This is a genomic window from Staphylococcus sp. HMSC061G12 (genome assembly GCF_001838465.1).
Taxonomy (GTDB): domain Bacteria; phylum Bacillota; class Bacilli; order Staphylococcales; family Staphylococcaceae; genus Staphylococcus; species Staphylococcus simulans.
This window is the reverse complement of record NZ_KV837015.1, coordinates 14,543-36,857: the sequence shown is the minus strand read 5'-3', so window position 1 is coordinate 36,857 and position 22,315 is coordinate 14,543. Positions and strand designations below refer to the sequence as shown.

Here is a 22,315-nt window from a genome sequence, read left to right as displayed (position 1 = left end):
CTATTAACAGATAAAGAAAGGAGTTTCACACATATGAAAAAGAATGGTAAAACATTAGGTATATCACTGATTGCACTTCTAACAATTGCATGTATCGTATTAGTTATTATGATCTTTGCTTCTGGTGAAAAAGAAACATATTACGGGATTATGAAAGATAATCAAACGGTTGAAAAAATGATCAGTGAAAAAGATAATCACATTGAGAAGAATGTTAAAGTTGATTCTGACGATCAATTCAAGCCTAAAAAAGGCGACTTTGTGGTACTTGTTAAAAAAGTAGGTACTGACGAGTTCAGTAAGAAAAAAGTGGTAGAACATGATGATATTCCACATGGTTTAATGATGAAGATTCATGATATGCATCATTAAGCATACGAAAACACCGACGTTTTTACGCCGGTGTTTTTTTAATAGTTTTACAAATATTATGTCAGAAAATTTAAATTTAGAGTCAGGTTTTAACAACCTCTCTATACGTGTGTATTGCTTAAATAGATTTTAAGTAGTCTTCAGATTTTTGTTTATCGAAGACATTTTCCCATTTCGCAATAACGACTGTTGATAATGCGTTACCGACTACGTTAACGCATGTACGAACCATATCCAGAATACGGTCCACACCGATGATTAATGCAAGACCAGCTGCTGGTAAGCCCATAGAACCTAATGTTGTTAAAAGTACAACGATTGAAGTTCCCGGCACCGCTGCCATACCTTTTGATGTAATCATCAATGTAAAGATTAATACAAGTTGTTCACCTAAACTTAAGTGAATACCATACATTTGTGCAACGAACAATGCGGCGATTGATTGATACAGTGCTGAACCATCTAAGTTGAATGTGTAGCCGATTGGAATTACAAATGATGTCACGTCTCTCGGAGAACCGAAGTTTTCCATTTTTTTCATCATAACTGGCAATACTGCTTCTGAACTTGAAGTTGAGAATGCCAATAAAATTTCACTTTTCAATACTTTTATAATATCAAATACACTGATGCCGCATAATTTAGCTACAATGCCCAATACTACTACTACAAAGAAGACCATTGCGCCGATAACAACAGCCACTAATTTCAATAGTGGAACCAATGCTGAAGCACCAAATGTCATAATTGTTACACAAATAAATGCGAATACGCCTAGAGGCGCGAGTTTCAAGATTTTATTGATCATCCAGAATGTCGCTTCTAACACTCCGCTTAAGAAAGCTTTAACAGGCTCTCCTTTTTCTCCGATAGCTGCAATTCCTAATCCAAAGAATACAGCGAAGAAGATAATCGGAAGCAATTCGCCTTTAGCTAATGCTTCGAAAAAGTTCGTCGGAATGATATTAACAATGGTATCAATAAAATGATTGCCATATGTAGAATGTTCAGCTGCATGTGCTGATGATTCATATTTAGTAATATCACCTTTTGGTAATTTGTTCGGATCTAGTCCCGTCCCCGGTTTAAAGATATTCGCGAACAAAACACCTAATGCAATTGCGATAGTTGTAATCACTTCAAAGTAAATAATTGTTTTAAGTCCATAACGTCCAACTGTTTTAGATTCACCTACACCTGAAATAGATAAGGCAAGCGAACAGAAAACGACTGGAATAACAATCATTTTAATTAAGTTTAAAAATATATCACCAAGCGGTTGTATATAATTCGCGATGTCTTTTTGTCCATAAAGCAATAGTCCTACAACAACACCAAGAACAAGCGCGATCATAACCTGCACTGGTAAACTTATTTTTCTCTTAAATATAGCCATTGATGCATCTCCCCTTTTTCTGACATTGTTTAATTATATCAGAAAATAAATAATTAGGATAGAAAAATTTAAAACTTCAAGATGATTTTACACTAAATGTTCAAAATTATATTAAATAACAGTGTAAAATAACATATTTTGAAGCAATTATCTTTCTATCCTAATTATACCGCTAGTCTTTGACGACTGCTAAGAAGATTACCATTAATACGATTAATGCGACACCCATAACTTGCCAAGCACCGAATGATACGCCTAACCATACAACAGATAATAAAATCGCTGTTAACGGTTCGATCGTACCAAGTACACTGGCTTCTTGCGGGAATAAGAATTTCAAGCTGGAAATAAATAGCCAGAATGCAAACATCGTACCAATAATCACTGAAATGAATAAATACACAATGACTTTTACATCCCAATTTGATGTATCAACTTTCCAAATCGGATGTAAGAAGTTTAAGAATATACCTGCGATTAACATCGCCCAGCCTACAACATTGACCGTTCCCCACTTAGCAAGCAATTGTACGGGGAAGATGGTATAGAATGCCATCGCAAAAGCTGACATTACACCCCAAATAATTGCTGGCATCGGAACAGATAATGTTGCAAGCGAACCATTCGTTAATAGGAAGAATGTACCACTTAGTGCCAATGTGACTGCGATACCTTCTTTCCATCTGAAACGGATGACTTTAGCTGCAACTAAATACAAGATAATAATGACAGGACCTAAATATTGGAGCAACGTCGCTACTGCTGCGTTACCATAATGAATGGTCGCCATAAAGCAGTATTGCACACCTAACATACCAATGAGTGAGTAAATAAATAATTTGAGCGTATCTTTTTTATCTGCCCAAATGGTGATTGTCTTCTTACCTTCTAAAAAGAATGACATTATAACTAAAAGTAATCCAGATACTAATAAACGAACACCCACGAACCACGTGACCGGTAATTGTTTATTTTCAAACAACCATTGTGATACTGTACCGCCGACGCCCCAGAATATAGAGCCAATAATCACGAGTACAAAGCCCGGCCAACGTTTTTGATTTCTGTGTGTCATGCCGTCCCTCCTATCATGTTTTTTCTCTATGCTGATACTAAAGGTGTTATATCCATTTTTGATGATAATAATCAATTTTTGATAAGTTGTGATAGAGTTTTCATACTCACACAACTATCCTTGTAACGCAAATAAGACACTAAACACTATTCATCGTGTTTAATGTCTTAATCACATTTATTCTAACATACTTAATCGGTTATTTAAGCTTATAATTGTCATCAAAGAAATTATGTTTAGCTTTTTTGATATGCTTTCTTGTTTGCGTATCAAATGCTTGTGCAAATAATCCCTTTGAAGTCCCCATCGGTTGAATCACATACGTTAATTGCGGTTCATCTTTAAAGACAACCTCTTTATAATAAACGCCGTCTTTCGCATTGAATTTTTTCTTTTTTGATTTGATATCATCTTGTAATTGATGTTCAGCAATATACTGATCCACCAATTTTAAATTTTGCTTACCTTGATAGGTTTTCAAACCAAAGAAGAATACTGTTGCGATAATTAAGGAACCGATAATAATTAAAATCAAATGAAAAACTCTTTTACTCATAGCCAGACTCCTTTAGCCTTTAAACTTCATCCATATAAAAATATATTATCTATATAATTATGAATGAAGTTTCCCTTACTTGTCACACATTTAATTACATTGTAACAAATTTGTCGATGATTACATTAGAAATAACGTCTGAAAGCATCTACATCTAAACGATACGTATGATGTGCTGCTTGATCTGCCTTACCTACAGCAACCACCATTACTGGAACATAGCGTTCAGGATCTAAACCTAAAATAGAAGCAATATTTTCTCTATCGAAACCGCCGATTGGATTAGTATCATAGCCATGCGCTTTTGCGACAAGCATGAACTGCATCGCAAACAAGCTACAGTCGATATTTACGATAGATGTCATTTGCGGCAAGCTTAACCCTTTATAAAATGGTAGAAACTTAGATAATAAGTCATCTTTAGTTTCTTGAGGCATATAGCCTTTATCAACGTTACCTTGATAGATTTGTTCACCATACTCGTAGTTGCGTAAATCACCAAAAATAACAACCATCGCAGCAGATGTATCATTTTGTCTTGTATTGAATTGCATAGCAGGACGGACTTTTTCTTTTCCTTCTTCACTATCTACTACAACAACTCGCCATGGCTGCATATTAATTGAAGAAGGTGCTAGTGCTGCTTTCCCTAACATTTCATCCATTTCTTCATGTGAAATCTTCACATTTGGGTCATAAACCTTTACTGATTTACGTGCTCTCAGCACATCATCAAACCATTGTTTTTCCATTATATTTTTTGCTCCTTTATCTATTATGTTTATTTTTCGAACAAAACGGAATCTATTTGAATATTTTCATACTACAAAGTTTAAACATAGTAAATTATAGGCACGAAATTTATTCTTGACAAGTGATTGCGTTCATAATATCGTTGTTTTAAATAAGGAGTGATTTAATTGCATGAACCTAACAACTTTTTAGATAAACAATTATGTTTTTTATTCTATGTGTCGTCTAAAGAGATAATTAAGCGTTACACCCCGCATCTTAAGAAATATGGGCTGACATATACTGGCTATATTGTTCTACTCGCTATAGAAGACGATGAATTTATCAACATCAAATCTTTAGGGGAAAGATTATATTTAGATTCTGGAACATTAACACCTATGATTAAAAAGTTAGAAAAACAAGGACTTGTCAAACGCCTTAGACAGCCATCAGACGAAAGAAATCTCCTTGTCTCTTTAACTGAAGAAGGTGTTAACACTCGCCACGAAATCTCACATATTGCGATGGAAGTTTTCAATGATTTAGACATTTCAATGGAAGATGCGAAAACAATTAAATCTATCCTATCGAAATTTATCGTTAATAACTTTTCTGAAGCCTAACACTACAATCCTCTGATTATCTATCAGCTCCTGGACGTGATATAATTAAAGTCAGAACTCGCTGAATACTCAGTAAGATTGCCTTACAAGAATTCGGGTATGAATGACTAAAGCGAGCTTTAATTAAACAATGAAAAGGAGCGATTTTATATGCCTTTCGAAAGTAAACCCACTGACATTTTCAAAGAATTCGGACGCCAATTTATAGATCAAATCCCAACAGTAAATGCTGTAAAAACAGATATTAAAGAAAAAGATAACCAATATATTGTTGAAGCAGATTTACCAGGATTTGATAAAAAGAATATCAACCTTTCTTATAATGAAGGTACACTGAAAATCAGCGCAAAACGCTCAATTGAAAGTAGTACTGAAAATGAAGAAGGTCGCGTAATCCAAAGAGAACGTAGCACTGACAGTGTCAGCCGTGAATTCTCTTTCAGTAATATCGACAGCGACAAGATTTCAGCATCTTACAAAGATGGTGTCTTAACTGTTGTATTGCCTAAGAAAGATGAACAAGACTTAGCAGGTTCTAATATCACAATCGATTAATAATTATTTTTCGCAGCATTCCTTTAAGGGATGCTGTTTTTTTACGTCAAAAAGCGAGTCCTCTTTAAGAACCCGCTTCTCTTATCAAAATGACATCTCATATTGATTTATAACATTTATTTTTAGTTACTACGTAATTCAGCTAACAATTTTTCCGCTTCAGCCATATTCGCAGTGTCTGCTTGTTTTAAAGCATCGGCTACCTGTTCAATTTCGTTACCTTTCGCACCTGCGACAATCGCCAATGATTTATACTGCAGACTCATATGACCTTCTTGAATACCTTCAGATACTAAAGCACGACACGCTGAGAAGTTTTGAGCCAAGCCGACTGCTGCCGCAACTTCACCTAATTCTTGTGCAGAATCCACATGCAAGATTTCTTGTGCTAAACGTGCAATCGGAACCACTTTTGTACCACCGCCGACAGTTGCGAGTGTCATCGGAATTTCAATCGTTCCTCTTAAACGACCTTTATCTTCTAAGTACTCCCATTTTGTCATACTGCGATACTGTCCTTCTTTACATGCATATGCGTGTGCGCTGGCTTCAGCACTGCGTGTGTCATTGCCTGTTGCTAATACTACTGCATGAATACCATTCATGACACCTTTATTATGTGTCACTGCACGGTATGGATCGACATAAGCTAAAACTGAAGCAGCTTCCAAACGTTTCGCAACTGTTTCACCGCTCATCTCACCACGTGCTAAAGCTGAAACATCAATTTCTCCTGAGACGCGCACAAGTGACGCTGTAGCGTGATTAGACAAAATACTCATTAGGACATTGATTTCTGGCCATTCGCCTTTCAGGAAGCCAGAAATGCCTTCTAAGATGGTATTCATCATATTAGCGCCCATCGCATCTTTCGTATCAACATAAACTTTTAAAGAAACTAGTTGTTCTTTTTCAAACGTATCGACATCAATTTTACGATAACCACCGCCACGTTTTAAAATCGATGGATAACTTGCATCTGCGACTTGATGAATTTGTGATTCTTTCTCAATTAATTGTTCAGCTAATTGTGCTGGATCTTCTACTTCCATAAAGACAATTTGTCCAATCATCAAACGTTCACTCGATTCAACTTTGAATCCGCCAGTTTGATTGACTAACTTCGAACCATAACTTGCGGCAGCTACGACTGATGGTTCTTCTACCATCATCGGCACCGCATAATGTTTACCGTCTACAATAATGTCTGGTAATAATCCGACAGGCAATGCACCTTGTGTAATCACATTTTCAATCAGACTATCAGCCACTTCTTCAGAAAGCAGCGGTATATCTAACAATTCTTGATGACTTTCTTGTGAAATCCAACCATTGTCTTCTAAACGCTGTAATTTATCTTGACGTGATAAGTGTCTGAAATCTTTCCCCAATGCTTTCATGTTGCTTACTCTCCTTTTTCAACTTCTAATGCGATACCTAAACCGCCGCCGATACATGCTGTTGCAATACCGTTGTGTTTATTTTCTTGATGCAGTTCATGAACTAATGATGTCACTAAACGCGCCCCTGAAGCACCGATTGGGTGACCGATTGCAACTGCGCCGCCATAGATGTTCAATTTCTCATCTGGAATGTTCAAATTCTCTTTAACCGCAATACTTTGAACTGAAAATGCTTCTGTCATTTCTACTAAATCAATATCATCAATTGTTTGATTTGTTTTCTCTAATAATTTAGATACAGCATAGTAAGGTGCGATACCCATAATTTCAGGATCACAACCGACTTCTGCATAATCACCTAAAATCCCCATAATTTCATAGCCGTTTTCACGTGCATAGTCTGCATCCATTAAGATTAAGGCTGATGCACCGTCATTGATACTTGAAGCATTTCCTGCTGTTACTGTACCGTCTTCTTTGAAGATAGTATCTAAAGTCGCAAGTTTCTCTACATTACTGTTACCGCGGATACCTTCGTCCATTGTCATTTCTTCGCCATCTGCATCTGTTAATGGAATCATTTCTGCTTGGTATTTACCAGCTTGAGATGCTTCGTACGCTTTTTGATGTGAATTGACCGCAAACGCATCTTGTTGTTCACGTGTCACTTCATATTTATCCGCAATACGTTCAGCCGTAATACCCATCGGTACATTTTCAAACGCATCTGTCAAACCGTCATGCATAAAGCTTGGTACAGGTTTTTCTTGTCCAGGTAATACCAGTTTCGGTGCATTTGTCATACTTTCAACACCGCCAACTGCGACAACTTTTGCTTCCCCTAATTGAATCAGTTGTTTACCTAAGATTACAGCTTTTAAACCAGATCCGCATACTTCGTTGATAGTCATTCCAGGAGTTGATGTCGGCAATCCGGCATTTACCAAGATTTGACGTGCTGGATTCTGTCCGTTGCCTGCTTGCAATACGTTACCAAAAATTACATTCTCGATTTTATCTTTCGGCAGATTGATAGCATCAATTGCTGCTTCTAAAGCGATGGTGCCAAGTTGTACTGCAGAATAATCTCTTAATTTCCCTCTGAATTTTCCTACTGGTGTACGTTTTGCACTAACAATTGCGATTTTGCTCATAATTTAGTCTCCTTTTTTATCACTAGCTACTAATTTAAAATTGTATTTTTGTACCCTCTTTTGATATGATTTAAAGTGATTTAACATATCAAGAAAGGATGTTGGTTATTTATGACAATTGGTATCGACCAACTTAATTTTTATATTCCGAACTTTTACGTAGATATGGCTGATTTAGCCGAAGCACGCAATGTAGATCCAAACAAGTTTCTGATTGGTATCGGTCAGACTGAAATGGCTGTAAGCCCAGTCAGTCAAGACATTGTAACAATGGGTGCGAACGCTGCTCAACCTATCTTGACAGAACAAGACAAGAAAGATATTACGATGGTTATTGTCGCAACTGAATCAGCAATTGATTCAGCGAAAGCGTCTGCTGTACAGATTCATCATCTACTAGGAATTCAACCTTTTGCACGCTGTTTCGAAATGAAAGAAGCATGCTATGCAGCGACTCCTGCGATTCAAATGGCAAAAGATTATTTAGTACCACGTCCTAATGAAAAAGTATTAGTTATCGCAAGTGATACTGCGCGTTACGGACTTAACAGTGGCGGTGAACCGACACAAGGTGCTGGTGCAGTCGCTATGGTAATCAGTCATAACCCGCGTATTGCTGAGTTGCATGATGATTCAGTTGCATTTACAGAAGACGTTTACGATTTCTGGAGACCATCTGGTGAAATTTATCCGCTTGTTGACGGTAAATTATCTAAAGATGCCTATATCCATTCTTTCCAAGAAAGTTGGAACGAATACGCGAAACGTTATCATAAATCATTGTCTGACTTTGCTGCGTTATGCTTCCATGTACCATTCACAAAGATGGGTCAAAAAGCACTTGATTCTATTTTAACAGATACAGCCTCAGAAGATACACAAGCAAGATTAAATGACAGTTACAAATCTGCTACGGATTATAACCGCTATGTCGGAAATATCTATACAGGTTCACTTTATTTAAGCTTGATTTCTTTACTTGAAAACCATGATTTAAATAGCGGAGACCGTATCGGTCTATTCAGCTATGGTTCTGGTTCAGTAGGTGAATTCTTCACAGCTACACTTGCAGACGGCTTCAAAGACGCACTTGATGTTAAAGCACATCAAGCAATGTTGAAAAACCGAAAAGCATTATCTGTTGAAGAGTACGAATCATTCTTCAAACGTTTCGATAACCTTGAATTTGATGCTGAAACTGAGTTAGCAGTTGAACCAAAAGGCAACTTCTACCTTAAAGAAATCTCAGACAACATTCGTTACTATGATACCGTAAAATAATAGATAAAGCTTGTGTGAAGCAATGCTTGATTTGGAAGTCTTGAAGTCATTTCAAGGCTTCTTTTTTTATTTGTGTTTCATTCAATTTTCTTTTACCTATAAAAGGTGGATAGTTGTAAACAAAATCTATATAATAGATATTTAATGCATTATATTTCACATCGCGTTTAAGGAAAAACAGACAATCGTAGAGGTGACTAGAATTGAAGAAATTTCTCAGAGCGTTGCGTAACGCAACTAAAGGTGTGGATCTGAGTTTGATCATAACCTTTATCCTGCTTGGTTTTATTGGGATTGTCATGGTTTATAGTGCTAGTATGGTACCCGCTTCAAAAGGTTCTTTAACAGGCGGCTACCCTGTCGCAAGCAACCATTTCATGAAACGCCAAGCTATTTATTTCGTGATTGGACTTATCATAATCTTTTTCTCTCTTTTTGTCAGAATCGATTTCTTTAAATCTCCAAATGTTCAATTGATCATGTTGTTAGTTACCTTTGGACTTTTAGCTTTAACCTTATTAATAGGTAAAGAAATCAACGGTTCCAAAAACTGGCTGAACTTAGGATTTTTCAGTCTCCAATCTTCCGAGTTTTTAAAACTCGCTTCTATATTTTATTTCTCATACATCATTGATCGACGATTAAGCAGACAGCGTGACTATCAAATTAATCATTTAATTCCACCGTTACTCTTATTAGGCTTTGGTCTGGTCCTTGTACTCTTACAAGGTGACTTAGGTGGAACCATGTTAACCGTCGTCATTATAGGATGCATTTTACTTTATTCTGATATCAAGAATAAAATTAAAGTGCAAATCTTTGGTATCGCACTCTTGCCTGTAGCAATGTATCTGATTTATACATTGCTCTTTGATACGAAGAACATTTACAGAATCAAACGTATTGCTGTTTTCTTAAATCCCTTCAAATATGAAAATAATGAAGGTTATCAGCTGACAAGTGCTTTAATTTCAATCGGTAATGGCGGTTTATTCGGTAAAGGACTCGGCAATGGAGTTTCAAAACTTGGGTACCTGCCAGAGCCGCATACAGACTTTATTTTCACTGTCTTGTCTGAAGAGTTAGGCTTAATCGGGGTCTTGATTGTCTTAGGACTCTATGGACTCATTGTGGTAAAAAGTTTAATCTATGCTAACCGTACTTCAAATCACTTCTACAAGCTGATATGTATCGGTATCGGCAGTTATATCTTTATCCAAGCCTTTGTTAATATCGGCGGTGTTTCAGGTACCATTCCTTTAACAGGTGTAACCTTACCGTTGCTCAGCTATGGCGGTTCATCGATGTTAAGTGTCAGTATTGCATTTGCGGCATTGATTATGACGACACGTAAAATTAATCGTGAACGTACCGCGCATACTAAACTTCAAGCAATTAAATAACATTCAAAGCAGGACAAATGTAAGTCTATCACCTTTCTCTTGTCCTGCTTTTTAATATGACTAAGGACCACTAACATTCATCTATTAGTGGTCCTTACGTCTTCAATATTTACATGTTCATTCATCCATACCGTTCTTATTTAGCTGCAAGTGAACGGTTTCTCTTGCCTAAATGCCACATTGTGATAAACGCAATCACTCCGAATAATGCTAAGAAGATGAAAGCTAAGTGGCTTGTTCCTGTTAAGCTTGTCACATACGTAATCACTAATGGCGGGAAGAATCCTCCAAGACCACCCATCATTGATACGATACCGTTTGCGACACCTGCTTCTTTGTGGAAGTAATGCGGTACTAATTTGAATACTAAACCGTTACCGATACCTGCACATGCACTGATTGTTAAGCATCCGATTGTAAATAATAAGATACCATCAGAAATACCTAATAAGACAGCACCGATAATCATAATAATAAAGTCGACTTTTAATGCCATCACCGCATCAATTTTGTCCCCGATGATACCACCAAGCGGTCTAAGTAATGTCGCAATCGCGATAAAGACCCCTGCTCTGATTCCTGCGTCTACTGAAGTCAAATTGAAATGATCAACTAAGTATTTAGGTAAGAAGATACCAAATGCTACGAAAGAACCGAACGTAATGAAATACCATAAGCTTAAGTAATATAAACGTAAGTCTTTTAATAAGTCTTTCGCTTGTGCTACAAATGGAACCTTAACTTTAGGTTCTTTAGCATCTCCTAAGAAGAACATTATGATTGCGAATACTGCCATTAAAATTAAGTATAATCTCACTGTTGATTGCCAACCGATAACACCTGCTAATGGTGGTGCTAAGAATGAAGATACGGCTGTCCCTAAGTTACCCATACCGTAAATACCATTCGCTAAACCAACTTTTTCTTTAGGGAAATATTTAGGTAATGACGTTACCCCAACTGAGAAAGTCGCACCTGCTACCCCTAAGAAGAAGCCTGCAATCATTAACATGTTAACTGATGTTGCTGAACTTAATAAAAAGATAGGTACTAATAGAATAATAAAACTTGCGAAGAAGACCCATTTTGCGCCAATAACGTTTGTTAAATAACCGAATGGGATACGAAGAATAGATCCTAAAATAACTGGTATTGCGAGTACAATTGAAACTTGTCCGCTCGTAATTTTAATGTCTTCTGAAATCAGCGGCATCAATGGTGCAATGATACTCCATACCATGAAGCCGGCAACCAAACTCAACGTTTGGATGGTTAACTGTAAACCGCCTCTAGATTTGTTCATTTTTTTCACCCTAACATTACATTTTCATATCATATTTAATAAGAGCAGCAGTATCCCCCTGATGTGTTTTTTGAGTCGAAGTTATTTTATTCATCAGTTAAAGATACTGCTTACACTTAATAGTGTATTATTTAGGTGAATTATTGAACATAAGGGCATTCCCTTAAAACATTCGGCTTTTCCCTAATCCCTCTATTTTAGTTAAAATCAGCATGTTAAAGGCTTTTTTCATCACAATTTTTTCACATATTAGTCACATACTATTCAAATTGTTCGACTTTAAATTAAAAAAAGAACTCATCTATTTTGATGAGTTCAATGTCATTCCTATTTAAAAATCAAGCAATTTTTTCTTTAAGGCATACTCCACTAATTCTGGTTTAGATTTTAATTCTAACTTCTGCATAATATGTGTTTTATGTGCTTCTACAGTTTTCACTGAAATAAATAATTTTTCTGCGATGTCTTTATTTCCATAACCTTTGGCAATCAAAGGCAATACTTCTAACTCGCGTTTAGATAAAATCCGAAACGGATCATTCGTATTTTTGCCATCTTGGTCAGAATTATTCACAAATTCATTGACCAATGATGTCGTCATTTTAGGGTCAATATAAGTGTCGCCGCGATAAACCGTACGCACAGCTGAAATTAATTGTTCATCTGGTGCGTTCTTTAAAATATAGCCTTTCGCGCCATTTCTTAAGACATGGAACAGATATTCATCATCATCATACATCGTTAAAATAAGTATTTTTGTTTCAGGAAAACTTTCCATAATTTTACTTGTCGCAATCAAACCTGACTCCCCTGGCGGCATGCTTAAATCCATAATTAACACGTCAGGGCGATGCTGCATCACTTTTTGGTATGCTTCAACACCCTCAGCAGCAGTATCTACGACTTCCATATCCTCTTGGAAATTCAAGATCATAGAGAAGCCCGTTCTCACCACTGCGTGATCATCTGCAATAACAATTCTCAACATCAAGTCTCCTATCGTTTATCAGTTATTGGAACTTCTAACGTCACTATTGTACCACGTCCCACTTGTGAATCAATATTAACTGAACCGTTGACTAATTCAGCACGTTCATTCATACCGAATAATCCTAGGCCGGTTCCTTTGGCTTTATCACCTATATTGAATCCTGTACCGTGATCGCTCACTTCAGCGATAATGGACGCTTCTCCTAAGTGTAAGGAAACGTAAACTGTGTCTACTTGTGCATATTTCAGCGCATTGAACAATGCTTCTTGTACCACACGATAAACTACCGTTTCGATTTCGCTGTCAAAACGTTGTGCCGAAAAATCAGTATGATACGCAATATGCACACCATAGTTCTTTTCGAACTGTTTAAAGTAAGAGCGGAAAGCAGCGTCTAGTCCTAAGTCATCTAATGAAGATGGGCGCAGCTCTACAGATAAATTACGGACATCATCGATTAAACGTGACATAATGCCTTCAATACGCTTAGAATTATCAACCATTTCATCTTTATCTTGTTGATACTTCAATAAACGTAATTCAACGTCTACATTAATCAATTCTTGGACAATACCATCATGTAATTCTCTGGAAATCCGCTTACGTTCATTTTCTTGTGCTGAAATTGTTTTTTGCATCATCAAACGTTGATAACGTTTATCTTGTCGTTCAATCTGAGGAGAAACAATGTGTAGTGTAAATGCATAGATTTCATTGGCTGTATCGATGATTTCGTATGAAGCAGTGTATGGTTCAATTTTATTGTCTCGTGTGCGCATAAAGACTTGGAAGCTGCCTTTGCCGATTTCTAACGCTTCTAAGAAACAGTTTTCACATGACATAATATCAAACTCATTTGAATAGCCTTCGCATCTTCTGCAAATCGCATTCGTCATTTGACTATAGTCATTTTCTTCAGAAAAGACCTCTTCCGCCGCTTCATTCAACGCGATCACTTGACCTTCCTTATTTAAAAACACCATTTTTTCATTGGTATTTAAATAATACTTGGTCAATAATTCTTGTAATTTTTCACGGTTATCAATTGATTTCATCTCTAAAACTCCCTAACCTGTGATTAATGCGAATCTCTTCACTGCCTTCAGGCAATGGACGCCCATTACGTTGACCTAGCAACAATGCGCCATACACACGATTATCATGCCATAAAGGAATGGCAACCATTGCTGTCAGTGATTCACTTAAAACAATCGGATAACTGAGCTTGTCGTTTGGACTCAGCACAGTATTGACATCATCGATAATCATTCTAGAGCCAGTTCGGATAACAAGACCAGCCAACCCCTTGCCAGGGCGCAAGACAATCAGCTGATAGCGGTTATTGAGATTGCCTGACGCATGTCTCCATTTGATGACTGCACTATGTGAGTCATCTTCAGGCAAAGCAATCGCCGCAAAATCAAACTGTTCTTCTTCTCTGATTTCTTCCAAAGCAGCTTGATAGTTAAAGTAACCCGTCGCAACTACACTATTCAAATTGTCTCCTCCTATCTATGTTTGACTTTGTTTCTGCGGTAAATAATGTAACTTCTGCTCGCATAAGTCAATGGTACACTCCACACATGAACCAATCTTGTGAATGGCCATAACGCAAAGATACCAAAACCAAGTAATACATGAAGTTTAAATGACCATGGCACATCTGTCATTAAATTTGCATCTGGTCCAAATGTGAATAATTGTCTGAACCATACAGAAATTGATGATCTATAATCAAAATCTGGCATAACCGCATTTGTTACTAACGTTGCATAGCACCCCATAAATACAAGAATCAACAAGAAAAAGTTTACAACCATATCTGATGCAGAACTAAGATGTCTGATGTTCTTAACTGATACACGGCGTGACGTTAATAAAAACATTCCAATTAATGTTATTATACCAAAAATACTACCGATATATACAGCCCCGAAATGGTACATCTCATGGCTGACTCCCATTGCGCTGATCCATGATGGCGGGATAACTAAACCCACAAAGTGTCCGATTGCTACCGGAATAATCCCTAAGTGGAATAATAAACTGCCCCATTTCAAACGTTTCTTTTCAATAAATTCACTGGACTTTGCTGTCCAAGAGAATTGGTCATATCTAAAGCGGGCAATATGACCGAGAATAAAAATGGCGATACATAAATATGGGTATATGACCCACAAAAATTGATTAAGCATGCGGTGTCACCTCTTCACTTGGTTGTAAACATAATTTGAGTGTTTCTCTTAAGCCTTTAATTAAAGGTGCATACGGACTATCCATTTCTCTTAATTGATTCAGCATCGCAAATGTTCCATCTTCAATTACCATAATAATGAATTCGATATTTCCTTCTGCACGATCATCGTTTTGCCATTGTGCAGCGTATAAGAATTCAAGCATTAACGGTAAGAAGTCTGAAAGTTCATTATCGACCATATCGAGTCCGAACATTTCATAGAGTACTTTGAGTTTCGCTAACATTTGTCCGCGTTCTTTCTGCGTATCAAATTTATTGTAAGTCATATACAGCGGTGCTTCTTTATTAAAATCAAATGTATCTGTATACAGTTGTTTAATTTCAGTCAACGGATAACTTAGAATACGTTCACGATATTCCACCATCTCAGCATATGCTGGATGGTGACTATCGAAAACATCTTCAAATGTCTTAGGATGGAAAGTTAACTTTTCTGGAAAGTTCAATTGTTGCGCAAAATAACCGATTGACTCTTGATATTTATAAAAGTTATTCAGGTTAATCACGGAAAATCCCTCCATAGAAGCTTTCGTTATAAGCTTCTTGTCCAGTTTGTCCCGGTTTCATTGCTACTGGTGCGCCACAGCCATCACAACCGCTTCCGCCGATTGTGTTATCGCTGAATTCATAACCTTGACTGCCTTGTGCAGCGTAAGTGTCCATATATTGTTCTTTGTGAGATGTTGGGATTACGAAACGATCTTCGTATTTCGCAATCGCTAATAAACGATACATATCTTTAGTTTGACGTTCTGTTAAACCAAGACGATCTAAACGATCTAAATCGAAGTCTTTACCTGTCACTTGTGCACGCATGTAACTTCTCATCATTGCCATACGTTGTAATGCTTCTTTAACTGCTTTTGTATCACCAGCAGTCAATAAGCTTGCAAGGTATTCAATCGGTAAACGCATTTCTTCAATTGCAGGGAAGATTGCATCTGGGTTCTTGATTGAATCTTTACCTTCGAAGTAGTTCATGATCGGACTTAATGGTGGGCAATACCAAACCATTGGTAATGTACGGTATTCAGGGTGTAATGGGAAAGCTAATTTGTACTCGATTGCCAATTTATAAACTGGTGAGTTTTGTGCAGCTTCGATCCATTCCATTGATACGCCGTCTTTTAACGCTTGTTCAATAACTTCTTCATCATATGGATTTAAGAATAAATCACATTGTTTTTCGTATAAATCTTGTTCATTTTCAGTTGATGCAACTTCATGTACACGGTCAGCGTCATACAGTAATACACCTAAATAACGCATACGGCCAGTACAAGTTTCTGAACATACTGTTGGTAAACCAGCTTCAACACGTGGGAAACAGAAAGTACATTTTTCAGCTTTGTTAGTTTTCCAGTTGAAGTAAACTTTTTTGTATGGGCATCCTGTCATACAGTAACGCCATCCACGACAAGCTTCTTGGTCAACAAGCACGATACCATCTTCGTCACGTTTGTACATTGCACCTGATGGACATGATGCTACACAGCTTGGGTTTAAGCAGTGTTCACATAAACGTGGTAAATACATCATGAATGTTTGGTCAAAGTCGAATTGGATTTTTTCTTCAATACGTTGGATGTTCGGATCTTCTGGCCCAGTTACGTGTCCGCCTGCTAAGTCATCTTCCCAGTTAGGACCCCAATGTAAATCCATTTTGTCACCAGAAATGACTGAGTGTGCAGTCGCAACTGGAGAATGTTTGCCTGCTTTTGCAGTTGTCAGATGTTCGTAGTTGTAAGTCCAAGGCTCGTAGTAATCTTTAATGACTGGCATATCTGGGTTGTAGAAGATTTTACCGAAAGCAATCTTAGACCAGCGGCTGCCCGCTTTAAGGTCTAATTTGCCTTTCTTGTTCAGTGTCCATCCACCTTTATATTTCTCTTGGTCTTCCCAGCGTTTCGGATAACCGACACCTGGTTTCGTTTCTACGTTATTAAACCAAATATATTCTGCACCCGGACGGTTTGTCCAAGTGTTCTTACAAGTGACACTACATGTGTGACACCCGATACATTTGTCTAAGTTCAATACCATGGCTACTTGTGCTTTAATCTTCAAGCCAATCTACCTCCTTCATCTTTCTCACTGCTACATAAACATCTCTTTGGTTACCAATTGGACCATAATAGTTAAAGCTATAGCTGATTTGGGCATAGCCCCCAACTACTTGCGTAGGTTTCAAGTGAATACGAGTCGGTGCGTTATGTGAACCGCCGCGCATTCCTGTAATTTCAGAACCCGGTGTTTGGATATGTTTATCTTGTGCGTGGTACATAAACATTGTTCCTTTCGGCATTCTGTGTGATGTAACGGCTCTTGCTGTAACAACACCATTACGGTTATATACTTCTAACCAATCGTTATCGTTAATATCGTGTGCTTCTGCATCTTCTTTAGAAATCCAAACAACCGGACCACCACGGAATAACGTCAACATGTGTTGATTATCTTGGTATGTTGAGTGGATATTCCATTTACCATGCGGTGTTAAATATCTTAAGACTAAGTTATCTTGACCGCCGATGACTTTCTTATCTTTTGTACCGAAGACCATCGGTGGTAATGTCGGTTTATAAACCGGTAAGCTTTCACCGAATTGCTGGAAGATTTCATGATCTAAATAGTAACTTTGACGTCCAGTCAATGTTCTGAACGGTACTAAACGTTCAATGTTTGTTGTGAATGGTGAATAACGTTTCTTACCTTTATTTGAACCAGAGAATACTGCAGTCGGAATCACTTCACGTGGTTGTGATGTAATGTTTAAGAATGTAATCTTTTCAGCACTGCGGTCACTAGAAATATCTGTTAAAGGCATACCTGTTTTATCTTCTAAGTCTTTATATGACGCTTGAGATAATTCACCGTTTGTTGCTGATGAAATATTTAAGATGACATCTGCAGCACGTCTTGCTGTATCAATACGTGGCAAGCCGTTTTTCACTGTATCGTCATTCCATGTACCAACGATATCTTTAGCTTCTTCGTATTGTTTTTTAACTGGGAAGCTGACACCGTGTGCACCTAACTTCGCATTTTCTAGTAAAGGTCCGACAGAAATGAATTTGTCATAGATTTCTGTATAGTTACGGTCTACAACTGAGAAGCCAGGCATTGTTTTACAAGGAATCGCTTCAACTTCGCCTTTTGTCCAGTCTTTAACTTTACCGTAAGGTGTCGCAATCTCTTGTTTAGAGTCATGCGCTAATGGTGAAGTCACCACATCTTTGAATGTACCTGGCATATGCACTTTCGCTAAATCAGAGAATGTCTTACTTAATGATTTGAAGATATCCCAGTCTGAACGTGATTCCCATAATGGGTCAATCGCTGGATTGAATGGGTGAACGAATGGGTGCATATCTGTTGATGATAAGTCGTGTTTTTCATACCAAGTTGCAGCTGGTAAGACGATATCTGCTTTTAATGGTGTTGAAGTCATACGGAAATCTAATGCGACAATCAAGTCTAATTTACCTTGTACTTCATCACGCCAAATCATTTCTTCAGGTTTATCTGTTTCGTTTGCTTCAGCAAGTAATCCAGAACTTGTTCCTAACATATGTTTCATGAAGTACTCTTGTCCTTTTGCTGAACTTGATAATAAGTTTGAACGCCAGATAAATAATGATTTCGGATGGTTCTTACGTAAATCCGGATCTTCAATCGCAAATTTCGTTTCGCGATTTTTCACAGAGTCAACAGCACGTTTTAAGATAGCTTCGTTGTTGAATTCTCCAGCATCTCTTGCTTCTTCACCGAACTTCAAGCTGTTTGTATCGAACTGCGGATAAGACGGTAACCATCCTAAACGTGCAGCTGTTACGTTATAGTCAGCTGGATGTTGGTGTTTAATATTTTCTGCTAATGGTGATGCTAATTTATCGACACCAGACTCTTCATATTTCCATTGGTCTGTTGTGAAGTAGAACCAGCTTGTACCGTTTTGTAAACGTGGCGGACCTTGCCAGTCTTTCGCGAAGGCAATTGTGCTCCAGCCTTCAATCGGACGACATTTTTCTTGTCCTACATAGTGTGCCCAGCCGCCTCCGTTTACACCTTGACAACCGCACAGCATAACTAAGTTTAAGACTGCACGATAAATTGTGTCTGAGTTGAACCAGTGGTTGATACCTGCACCCATGATAATCATTGAGCGGCCGCCTGTATCAATTGCGTTTTGGGCAAACTCTTCAGCAACTTGAGTGACTACTTTTTGTTTCACACCTGTTACTTTTTCTTGCCATGCTGGTGTGTATTCTGTATCCGCATCGTCATAACCTTTTGCTTCTAATTCATGTCCGAAACGACGTACACCGTATTGACTTGTCATTAAATCGAAAACAGTCGCCACATATGTTGTTTCGCCGTTTGCTAATGTTACTTTACGTGCTGCAATCGGACGTTCGAAAATGCTGTTGCCAGCGTTATCGAAGTAAGGGAATTTCATAATTTTAATTTCGTGTTCATCGTCAGCTACTGTTAACGCTGGATCGATTTTAGAACCATCTTCATTTTCAAGTTTCAAGTTCCATTGCTTGCCTTCTTCCCAACGTTGACCCATTGTGCCGTTAGGTACGATAATTTGACTTGATTCTTTATCAAATACAACAGGTTTCCATTCGTTGTTTTCTGATTCCATACCTAAGTCGCTTGCACGTAAGAAACGACCTGCTTTGAAGCCATCTTCATGTTTATCGAACATGATTAAGAATGGCATATCTGTATATTGTTTAGCGTAGTTAACGAACATTTCAGAAGGTTCATCTACGTAATATTTTTGCAAGATAACGTGTGTCATACCTTGTGCAATCGCTGCGTCTGAACCAGGGTTTGGTGCTAACCAGTTGTCAGCGAATTTCACGTTTTCAGCATAGTCAGGTGCAACTGAAACCACTTTTGTTCCTTTATAACGAACTTCTGTCATAAAGTGAGCATCTGGTGTACGTGTTAACGGTACGTTTGAACCCCACATAATGATGTAGCTTGAGTTGTACCAGTCACTTGATTCAGGTACGTCTGTTTGTTCACCCCAGATTTGCGGTGACGCTGGTGGTAAATCGGCATACCAATCATAGAAACTTAACATTTCTCCACCTAATAGGTTGATGAAACGTGCACCTGATGCATAACTGATCATTGACATCGCTGGAATCGGTGTGAAGCCTGCGATACGGTCAGGACCGTCTTTTTTGATTGTGTAAAGAAGTTGTGCTGCAATCAGTTGTAAAACATCTTTCCATGCGACACGGATGTGTCCACCTTTACCACGTGCACTTTTATAAATTTCTGCTTTTTCTTTGTCTTCAACGATAGAAGCCCAAGCTTTAATCATATTACCTTCATTTTCTTCTAATGCTGTTGTCCAAAGTTCCCATAATTTCCCTCTGATGTATGGGTAGCGTACGCGAAGCGGGCTGTATTCATACCAAGAGAATGAAGCACCACGAGGACATCCACGCGGTTCGAATTCCGGCATGTCTGGACCGCAGCTTGGGTAGTCGATTTGTTGGTTCTCCCAAGTAATGACACCGTTTTTGACGAATACTTTCCAAGAACATGAACCTGTACAGTTCACCCCATGAGTTGTTCTGACTACTTTATCGTGACTCCAACGTTCACGATACATTTTTTCCCATTCTCTACTTTTATCTTGTAAAACAGACCAATTACCATTAAATTTTTCAGTCGGCTTAAAGAAGTTTAATCCAAATTTTGCCATCTCTAACATCCTCTCATCTCAATTACTTTGCTCACTAGGCTGTTAACTTCGTAAATACTGTTTACTATTTTTTCAACTTACTCTTATTGTACGATTTCTATTATGTAAGATGTATTAGGGATTCACCTATAACCTAGAGGGGATTCCCTATGTTTTTTGAACAACACAAAAAAGCAGCACCCTCTTAGTAAGTGGCACTGCTTATACTTAAGATATTTTTTCTATGCTTTCACAATTTCTGTAATGTCATCCATCTGCATAAAGCGATAGATTAAATCTAATTGACTTTGATGATAAGTGTCTCCGCTATTCGGATCAATCATGGCCCAACCGCCAGCATCATAAATTTCAAATGCTTTTTCAATAGCCGCTTCTCTCTCACCTGTAACGATACATTGTTTACCGAAATACTCAGGCAAGTGATCAGACTCAATATATGTGGCACCTTCTGTTAAGCCCATCGCATCTCCGACTAGTAAAATACCTGGTGCATCTTCAGGTGCAGCATCTCGTACATCTTCTTCAATCGTAGACAGATGTCCACGAATAATCACTTGATTCGCATAAGAAACGTTGAAAATGGCACAAATCGGATAATCTTTGCCGACTTGTCGATAAATTTGTTCAATAATCTTATGAAGACGCTTGATACCCATGTAGATGGCTAAAGTTCCGCCATCAATCAATGAAGCAATATCAATTTCTTCTTCTTTTGAATCTTTAAAGCTTCCAGTTGTGAATGTCACACTCTTAGAGACGTTACGACTTGTTAAACCAATACCTAAAACAGCTGATGCTGCACTGGCTGTCGTAATCCCCGGAACAATTTCACAAGGAATATCATGCGCTTTTAAAGTTTCCACTTCTTCTTGTACACGCCCAAAAATCGCAGGGTCGCCTCCCTTTAGACGAACGACCCTTTGATGTTTGTATGCTGAATCTACAATGATGTCATTGATTTCACCTTGTTGAATATGTCGGCTGTACGGCTTTTTACCTACATCGACAATTTCAATACCAGGAGGTGCGAGTTGCAAGATAAAGGGATTAACTAATCGATCGTAAAGGACAATATCCGCAGTACGGATTAAATGTTCTGCTTTACGTGTCAATAAATTAGGATTCCCTGGCCCAGCACCGACCAAGTACACATGCCCGGTCGTGCTTACAGCCATAAATACACATCTCCATCTTCCACTTCTACTGTATAGACCTCAACGCAACCTTCATCAGGGTCTTGGACAAGACCAGTTTTTAGGTCGATTTGAGAGTCATGAAGCGGACAGAATACAGTATGACCTGCTACTGTCCCTTCAGATAATGGTCCTTGTTTATGCGGACACACATTATTAATCGCATGAATTGTACCGTCTTCTGTTAAGAACAATCCAATTTGTTTATCTTTCACAATGACTTTTTTACCGATTAAGGGTGTTAAGTCATCTAACGCCGCTACTTTAATTTTTTCTAACGTATGCAT

21 protein-coding genes are annotated in these 22,315 nt (G+C 37.9%); 5 read left to right on the top strand and 16 right to left on the bottom strand.

Annotated features, from left to right (window positions below):
* Positions 1–33 precede the first annotated feature (33 nt).
* Positions 34–372, top strand: coding sequence for a DUF4889 domain-containing protein (locus HMPREF2937_RS01045; RefSeq protein WP_002479714.1), 339 nt, complete (start codon positions 34–36; stop codon positions 370–372).
* Between the two features lie 118 nt (positions 373–490).
* Here the strand turns inward: HMPREF2937_RS01045 and HMPREF2937_RS01040 are convergent, their stop codons facing one another.
* The 4 genes from HMPREF2937_RS01040 to HMPREF2937_RS01025 form a co-directional block, all read right to left on the bottom strand.
* The gene (locus tag HMPREF2937_RS01040) at positions 491–1,768 is read right to left on the bottom strand and encodes a cation:dicarboxylate symporter family transporter (protein WP_023015060.1); all 1,278 of its coding nucleotides are present in this window, start codon (positions 1,766–1,768) and stop codon (positions 491–493) included.
* A gap of 172 nt (positions 1,769–1,940) precedes the next feature.
* Positions 1,941–2,843, bottom strand: coding sequence for an EamA family transporter (locus HMPREF2937_RS01035; RefSeq protein ID WP_002479716.1), 903 nt, complete (start codon positions 2,841–2,843; stop codon positions 1,941–1,943).
* Between the two features lie 199 nt (positions 2,844–3,042).
* Positions 3,043–3,399 carry a DUF3139 domain-containing protein gene (locus HMPREF2937_RS01030; protein ID WP_070863837.1) on the bottom strand — a complete coding sequence of 119 codons (357 nt, stop codon included), beginning with the start codon at positions 3,397–3,399 and terminating at the stop codon, positions 3,043–3,045.
* 125 nt (positions 3,400–3,524) lie between these two features.
* Positions 3,525–4,151 carry a nitroreductase family protein gene (locus HMPREF2937_RS01025; protein WP_023015062.1) on the bottom strand — a complete coding sequence of 209 codons (627 nt, stop codon included), beginning with the start codon at positions 4,149–4,151 and terminating at the stop codon, positions 3,525–3,527.
* A gap of 168 nt (positions 4,152–4,319) precedes the next feature.
* On the opposite strand from HMPREF2937_RS01025, the gene HMPREF2937_RS01020 reads away from it, so the two are divergent.
* The gene (locus HMPREF2937_RS01020) at positions 4,320–4,757 is read left to right on the top strand and encodes a MarR family winged helix-turn-helix transcriptional regulator (RefSeq protein WP_070863836.1); all 438 of its coding nucleotides are present in this window, start codon (positions 4,320–4,322) and stop codon (positions 4,755–4,757) included.
* 150 nt (positions 4,758–4,907) lie between these two features.
* On the top strand, positions 4,908–5,312 hold the full coding sequence (locus HMPREF2937_RS01015; RefSeq protein ID WP_070863835.1) for an Hsp20/alpha crystallin family protein: 405 nt from the start codon (positions 4,908–4,910) through the stop codon (positions 5,310–5,312).
* Between the two features lie 122 nt (positions 5,313–5,434).
* On the opposite strand, the gene HMPREF2937_RS01010 is transcribed toward HMPREF2937_RS01015, so the two are convergent.
* Together HMPREF2937_RS01010 and HMPREF2937_RS01005 are read right to left on the bottom strand one after the other, a co-directional pair.
* A complete protein-coding gene (locus HMPREF2937_RS01010; RefSeq protein WP_070848144.1) occupies positions 5,435–6,712 on the bottom strand; it encodes a hydroxymethylglutaryl-CoA reductase, degradative in 1,278 nt (425 codons plus the stop codon).
* A gap of 5 nt (positions 6,713–6,717) precedes the next feature.
* Positions 6,718–7,869 (bottom strand): thiolase family protein, encoded by a 1,152-nt coding sequence (locus HMPREF2937_RS01005; protein WP_002479722.1) that lies wholly within the window; start codon positions 7,867–7,869, stop codon positions 6,718–6,720.
* A gap of 111 nt (positions 7,870–7,980) precedes the next feature.
* Here HMPREF2937_RS01005 and HMPREF2937_RS01000 point away from each other — a divergent pair, with 111 nt between their 5' ends.
* Together HMPREF2937_RS01000 and HMPREF2937_RS00995 are read left to right on the top strand one after the other, a co-directional pair.
* Positions 7,981–9,150 carry a hydroxymethylglutaryl-CoA synthase gene (locus HMPREF2937_RS01000; RefSeq protein ID WP_070848146.1) on the top strand — a complete coding sequence of 390 codons (1,170 nt, stop codon included), beginning with the start codon at positions 7,981–7,983 and terminating at the stop codon, positions 9,148–9,150.
* 203 nt (positions 9,151–9,353) lie between these two features.
* Positions 9,354–10,553 (top strand): FtsW/RodA/SpoVE family cell cycle protein, encoded by a 1,200-nt coding sequence (locus tag HMPREF2937_RS00995; RefSeq protein WP_070863834.1) that lies wholly within the window; start codon positions 9,354–9,356, stop codon positions 10,551–10,553.
* Between the two features lie 136 nt (positions 10,554–10,689).
* On the opposite strand, the gene HMPREF2937_RS00990 is transcribed toward HMPREF2937_RS00995, so the two are convergent.
* From HMPREF2937_RS00990 to nirD, 10 genes are all read right to left on the bottom strand, one after another.
* Positions 10,690–11,856, bottom strand: a complete 1,167-nt coding sequence (locus HMPREF2937_RS00990) for a nitrate/nitrite transporter (RefSeq protein ID WP_002479725.1) — start codon at positions 11,854–11,856, stop codon at positions 10,690–10,692.
* A gap of 331 nt (positions 11,857–12,187) precedes the next feature.
* On the bottom strand, positions 12,188–12,841 hold the full coding sequence (gene nreC, locus HMPREF2937_RS00985; protein WP_031262458.1) for a nitrate respiration regulation response regulator NreC: 654 nt from the start codon (positions 12,839–12,841) through the stop codon (positions 12,188–12,190).
* A gap of 11 nt (positions 12,842–12,852) precedes the next feature.
* The gene (nreB, locus tag HMPREF2937_RS00980; protein WP_070863833.1) at positions 12,853–13,902 is read right to left on the bottom strand and encodes a nitrate respiration regulation sensor histidine kinase NreB; all 1,050 of its coding nucleotides are present in this window, start codon (positions 13,900–13,902) and stop codon (positions 12,853–12,855) included.
* Entirely contained in the window at positions 13,889–14,344 is a 456-nt protein-coding gene (gene nreA, locus HMPREF2937_RS00975) for a nitrate respiration regulation accessory nitrate sensor NreA (RefSeq protein WP_002479728.1), read from the bottom strand. Before nreA ends, nreB begins: the two co-directional genes overlap by 14 nt.
* 11 nt (positions 14,345–14,355) lie before the next feature.
* A complete protein-coding gene (gene narI / locus HMPREF2937_RS00970; protein ID WP_002479729.1) occupies positions 14,356–15,042 on the bottom strand; it encodes a respiratory nitrate reductase subunit gamma in 687 nt (228 codons plus the stop codon).
* Complete coding sequence (locus HMPREF2937_RS00965) at positions 15,035–15,610, bottom strand: nitrate reductase molybdenum cofactor assembly chaperone (protein ID WP_002479730.1); 576 nt, start codon at positions 15,608–15,610, stop codon at positions 15,035–15,037. Before HMPREF2937_RS00965 ends, narI begins: the two co-directional genes overlap by 8 nt.
* Positions 15,603–17,171 (bottom strand): nitrate reductase subunit beta, encoded by a 1,569-nt coding sequence (gene narH, locus HMPREF2937_RS00960; protein WP_002479731.1) that lies wholly within the window; start codon positions 17,169–17,171, stop codon positions 15,603–15,605. Before narH ends, HMPREF2937_RS00965 begins: the two co-directional genes overlap by 8 nt.
* Entirely contained in the window at positions 17,161–20,835 is a 3,675-nt protein-coding gene (locus tag HMPREF2937_RS00955) for a nitrate reductase subunit alpha (RefSeq protein WP_070863832.1), read from the bottom strand. The genes narH and HMPREF2937_RS00955 overlap by 11 nt, the downstream gene beginning before the upstream one ends.
* A gap of 221 nt (positions 20,836–21,056) precedes the next feature.
* Positions 21,057–22,010 (bottom strand): uroporphyrinogen-III C-methyltransferase, encoded by a 954-nt coding sequence (gene cobA / locus HMPREF2937_RS00950; protein WP_057509960.1) that lies wholly within the window; start codon positions 22,008–22,010, stop codon positions 21,057–21,059.
* Positions 22,001–22,315 carry a nitrite reductase small subunit NirD gene (gene nirD, locus HMPREF2937_RS00945; RefSeq protein ID WP_002479734.1) on the bottom strand — a complete coding sequence of 105 codons (315 nt, stop codon included), beginning with the start codon at positions 22,313–22,315 and terminating at the stop codon, positions 22,001–22,003. Before nirD ends, cobA begins: the two co-directional genes overlap by 10 nt.

Excerpts from the sequence above, each read along its gene's own strand:
- HMPREF2937_RS01045 (WP_002479714.1), top strand. The coding sequence starts at position 34 with ATGAAAAAGAATGGTAAAACATTAGGTATATCACTGATTGCACTTCTA.
- HMPREF2937_RS01040 (WP_023015060.1), bottom strand. The coding sequence starts at position 1,768 with ATGGCTATATTTAAGAGAAAAATAAGTTTACCAGTGCAGGTTATGATC.
- HMPREF2937_RS01035 (WP_002479716.1), bottom strand. The coding sequence starts at position 2,843 with ATGACACACAGAAATCAAAAACGTTGGCCGGGCTTTGTACTCGTGATT.
- HMPREF2937_RS01030 (WP_070863837.1), bottom strand. The coding sequence starts at position 3,399 with ATGAGTAAAAGAGTTTTTCATTTGATTTTAATTATTATCGGTTCCTTA.
- HMPREF2937_RS01025 (WP_023015062.1), bottom strand. The coding sequence starts at position 4,151 with ATGGAAAAACAATGGTTTGATGATGTGCTGAGAGCACGTAAATCAGTA.
- HMPREF2937_RS01015 (WP_070863835.1), top strand. The coding sequence starts at position 4,908 with ATGCCTTTCGAAAGTAAACCCACTGACATTTTCAAAGAATTCGGACGC.
- HMPREF2937_RS01010 (WP_070848144.1), bottom strand. The coding sequence starts at position 6,712 with ATGAAAGCATTGGGGAAAGATTTCAGACACTTATCACGTCAAGATAAA.
- HMPREF2937_RS01005 (WP_002479722.1), bottom strand. The coding sequence starts at position 7,869 with ATGAGCAAAATCGCAATTGTTAGTGCAAAACGTACACCAGTAGGAAAA.
- HMPREF2937_RS01000 (WP_070848146.1), top strand. The coding sequence starts at position 7,981 with ATGACAATTGGTATCGACCAACTTAATTTTTATATTCCGAACTTTTAC.
- HMPREF2937_RS00990 (WP_002479725.1), bottom strand. The coding sequence starts at position 11,856 with ATGAACAAATCTAGAGGCGGTTTACAGTTAACCATCCAAACGTTGAGT.
- nreB (WP_070863833.1), bottom strand. The coding sequence starts at position 13,902 with ATGAAATCAATTGATAACCGTGAAAAATTACAAGAATTATTGACCAAG.
- narI (WP_002479729.1), bottom strand. The coding sequence starts at position 15,042 with ATGCTTAATCAATTTTTGTGGGTCATATACCCATATTTATGTATCGCC.
- HMPREF2937_RS00955 (WP_070863832.1), bottom strand. The coding sequence starts at position 20,835 with ATGGCAAAATTTGGATTAAACTTCTTTAAGCCGACTGAAAAATTTAAT.
- cobA (WP_057509960.1), bottom strand. The coding sequence starts at position 22,010 with ATGGCTGTAAGCACGACCGGGCATGTGTACTTGGTCGGTGCTGGGCCA.
- nirD (WP_002479734.1), bottom strand. The coding sequence starts at position 22,315 with ATGCATACGTTAGAAAAAATTAAAGTAGCGGCGTTAGATGACTTAACA.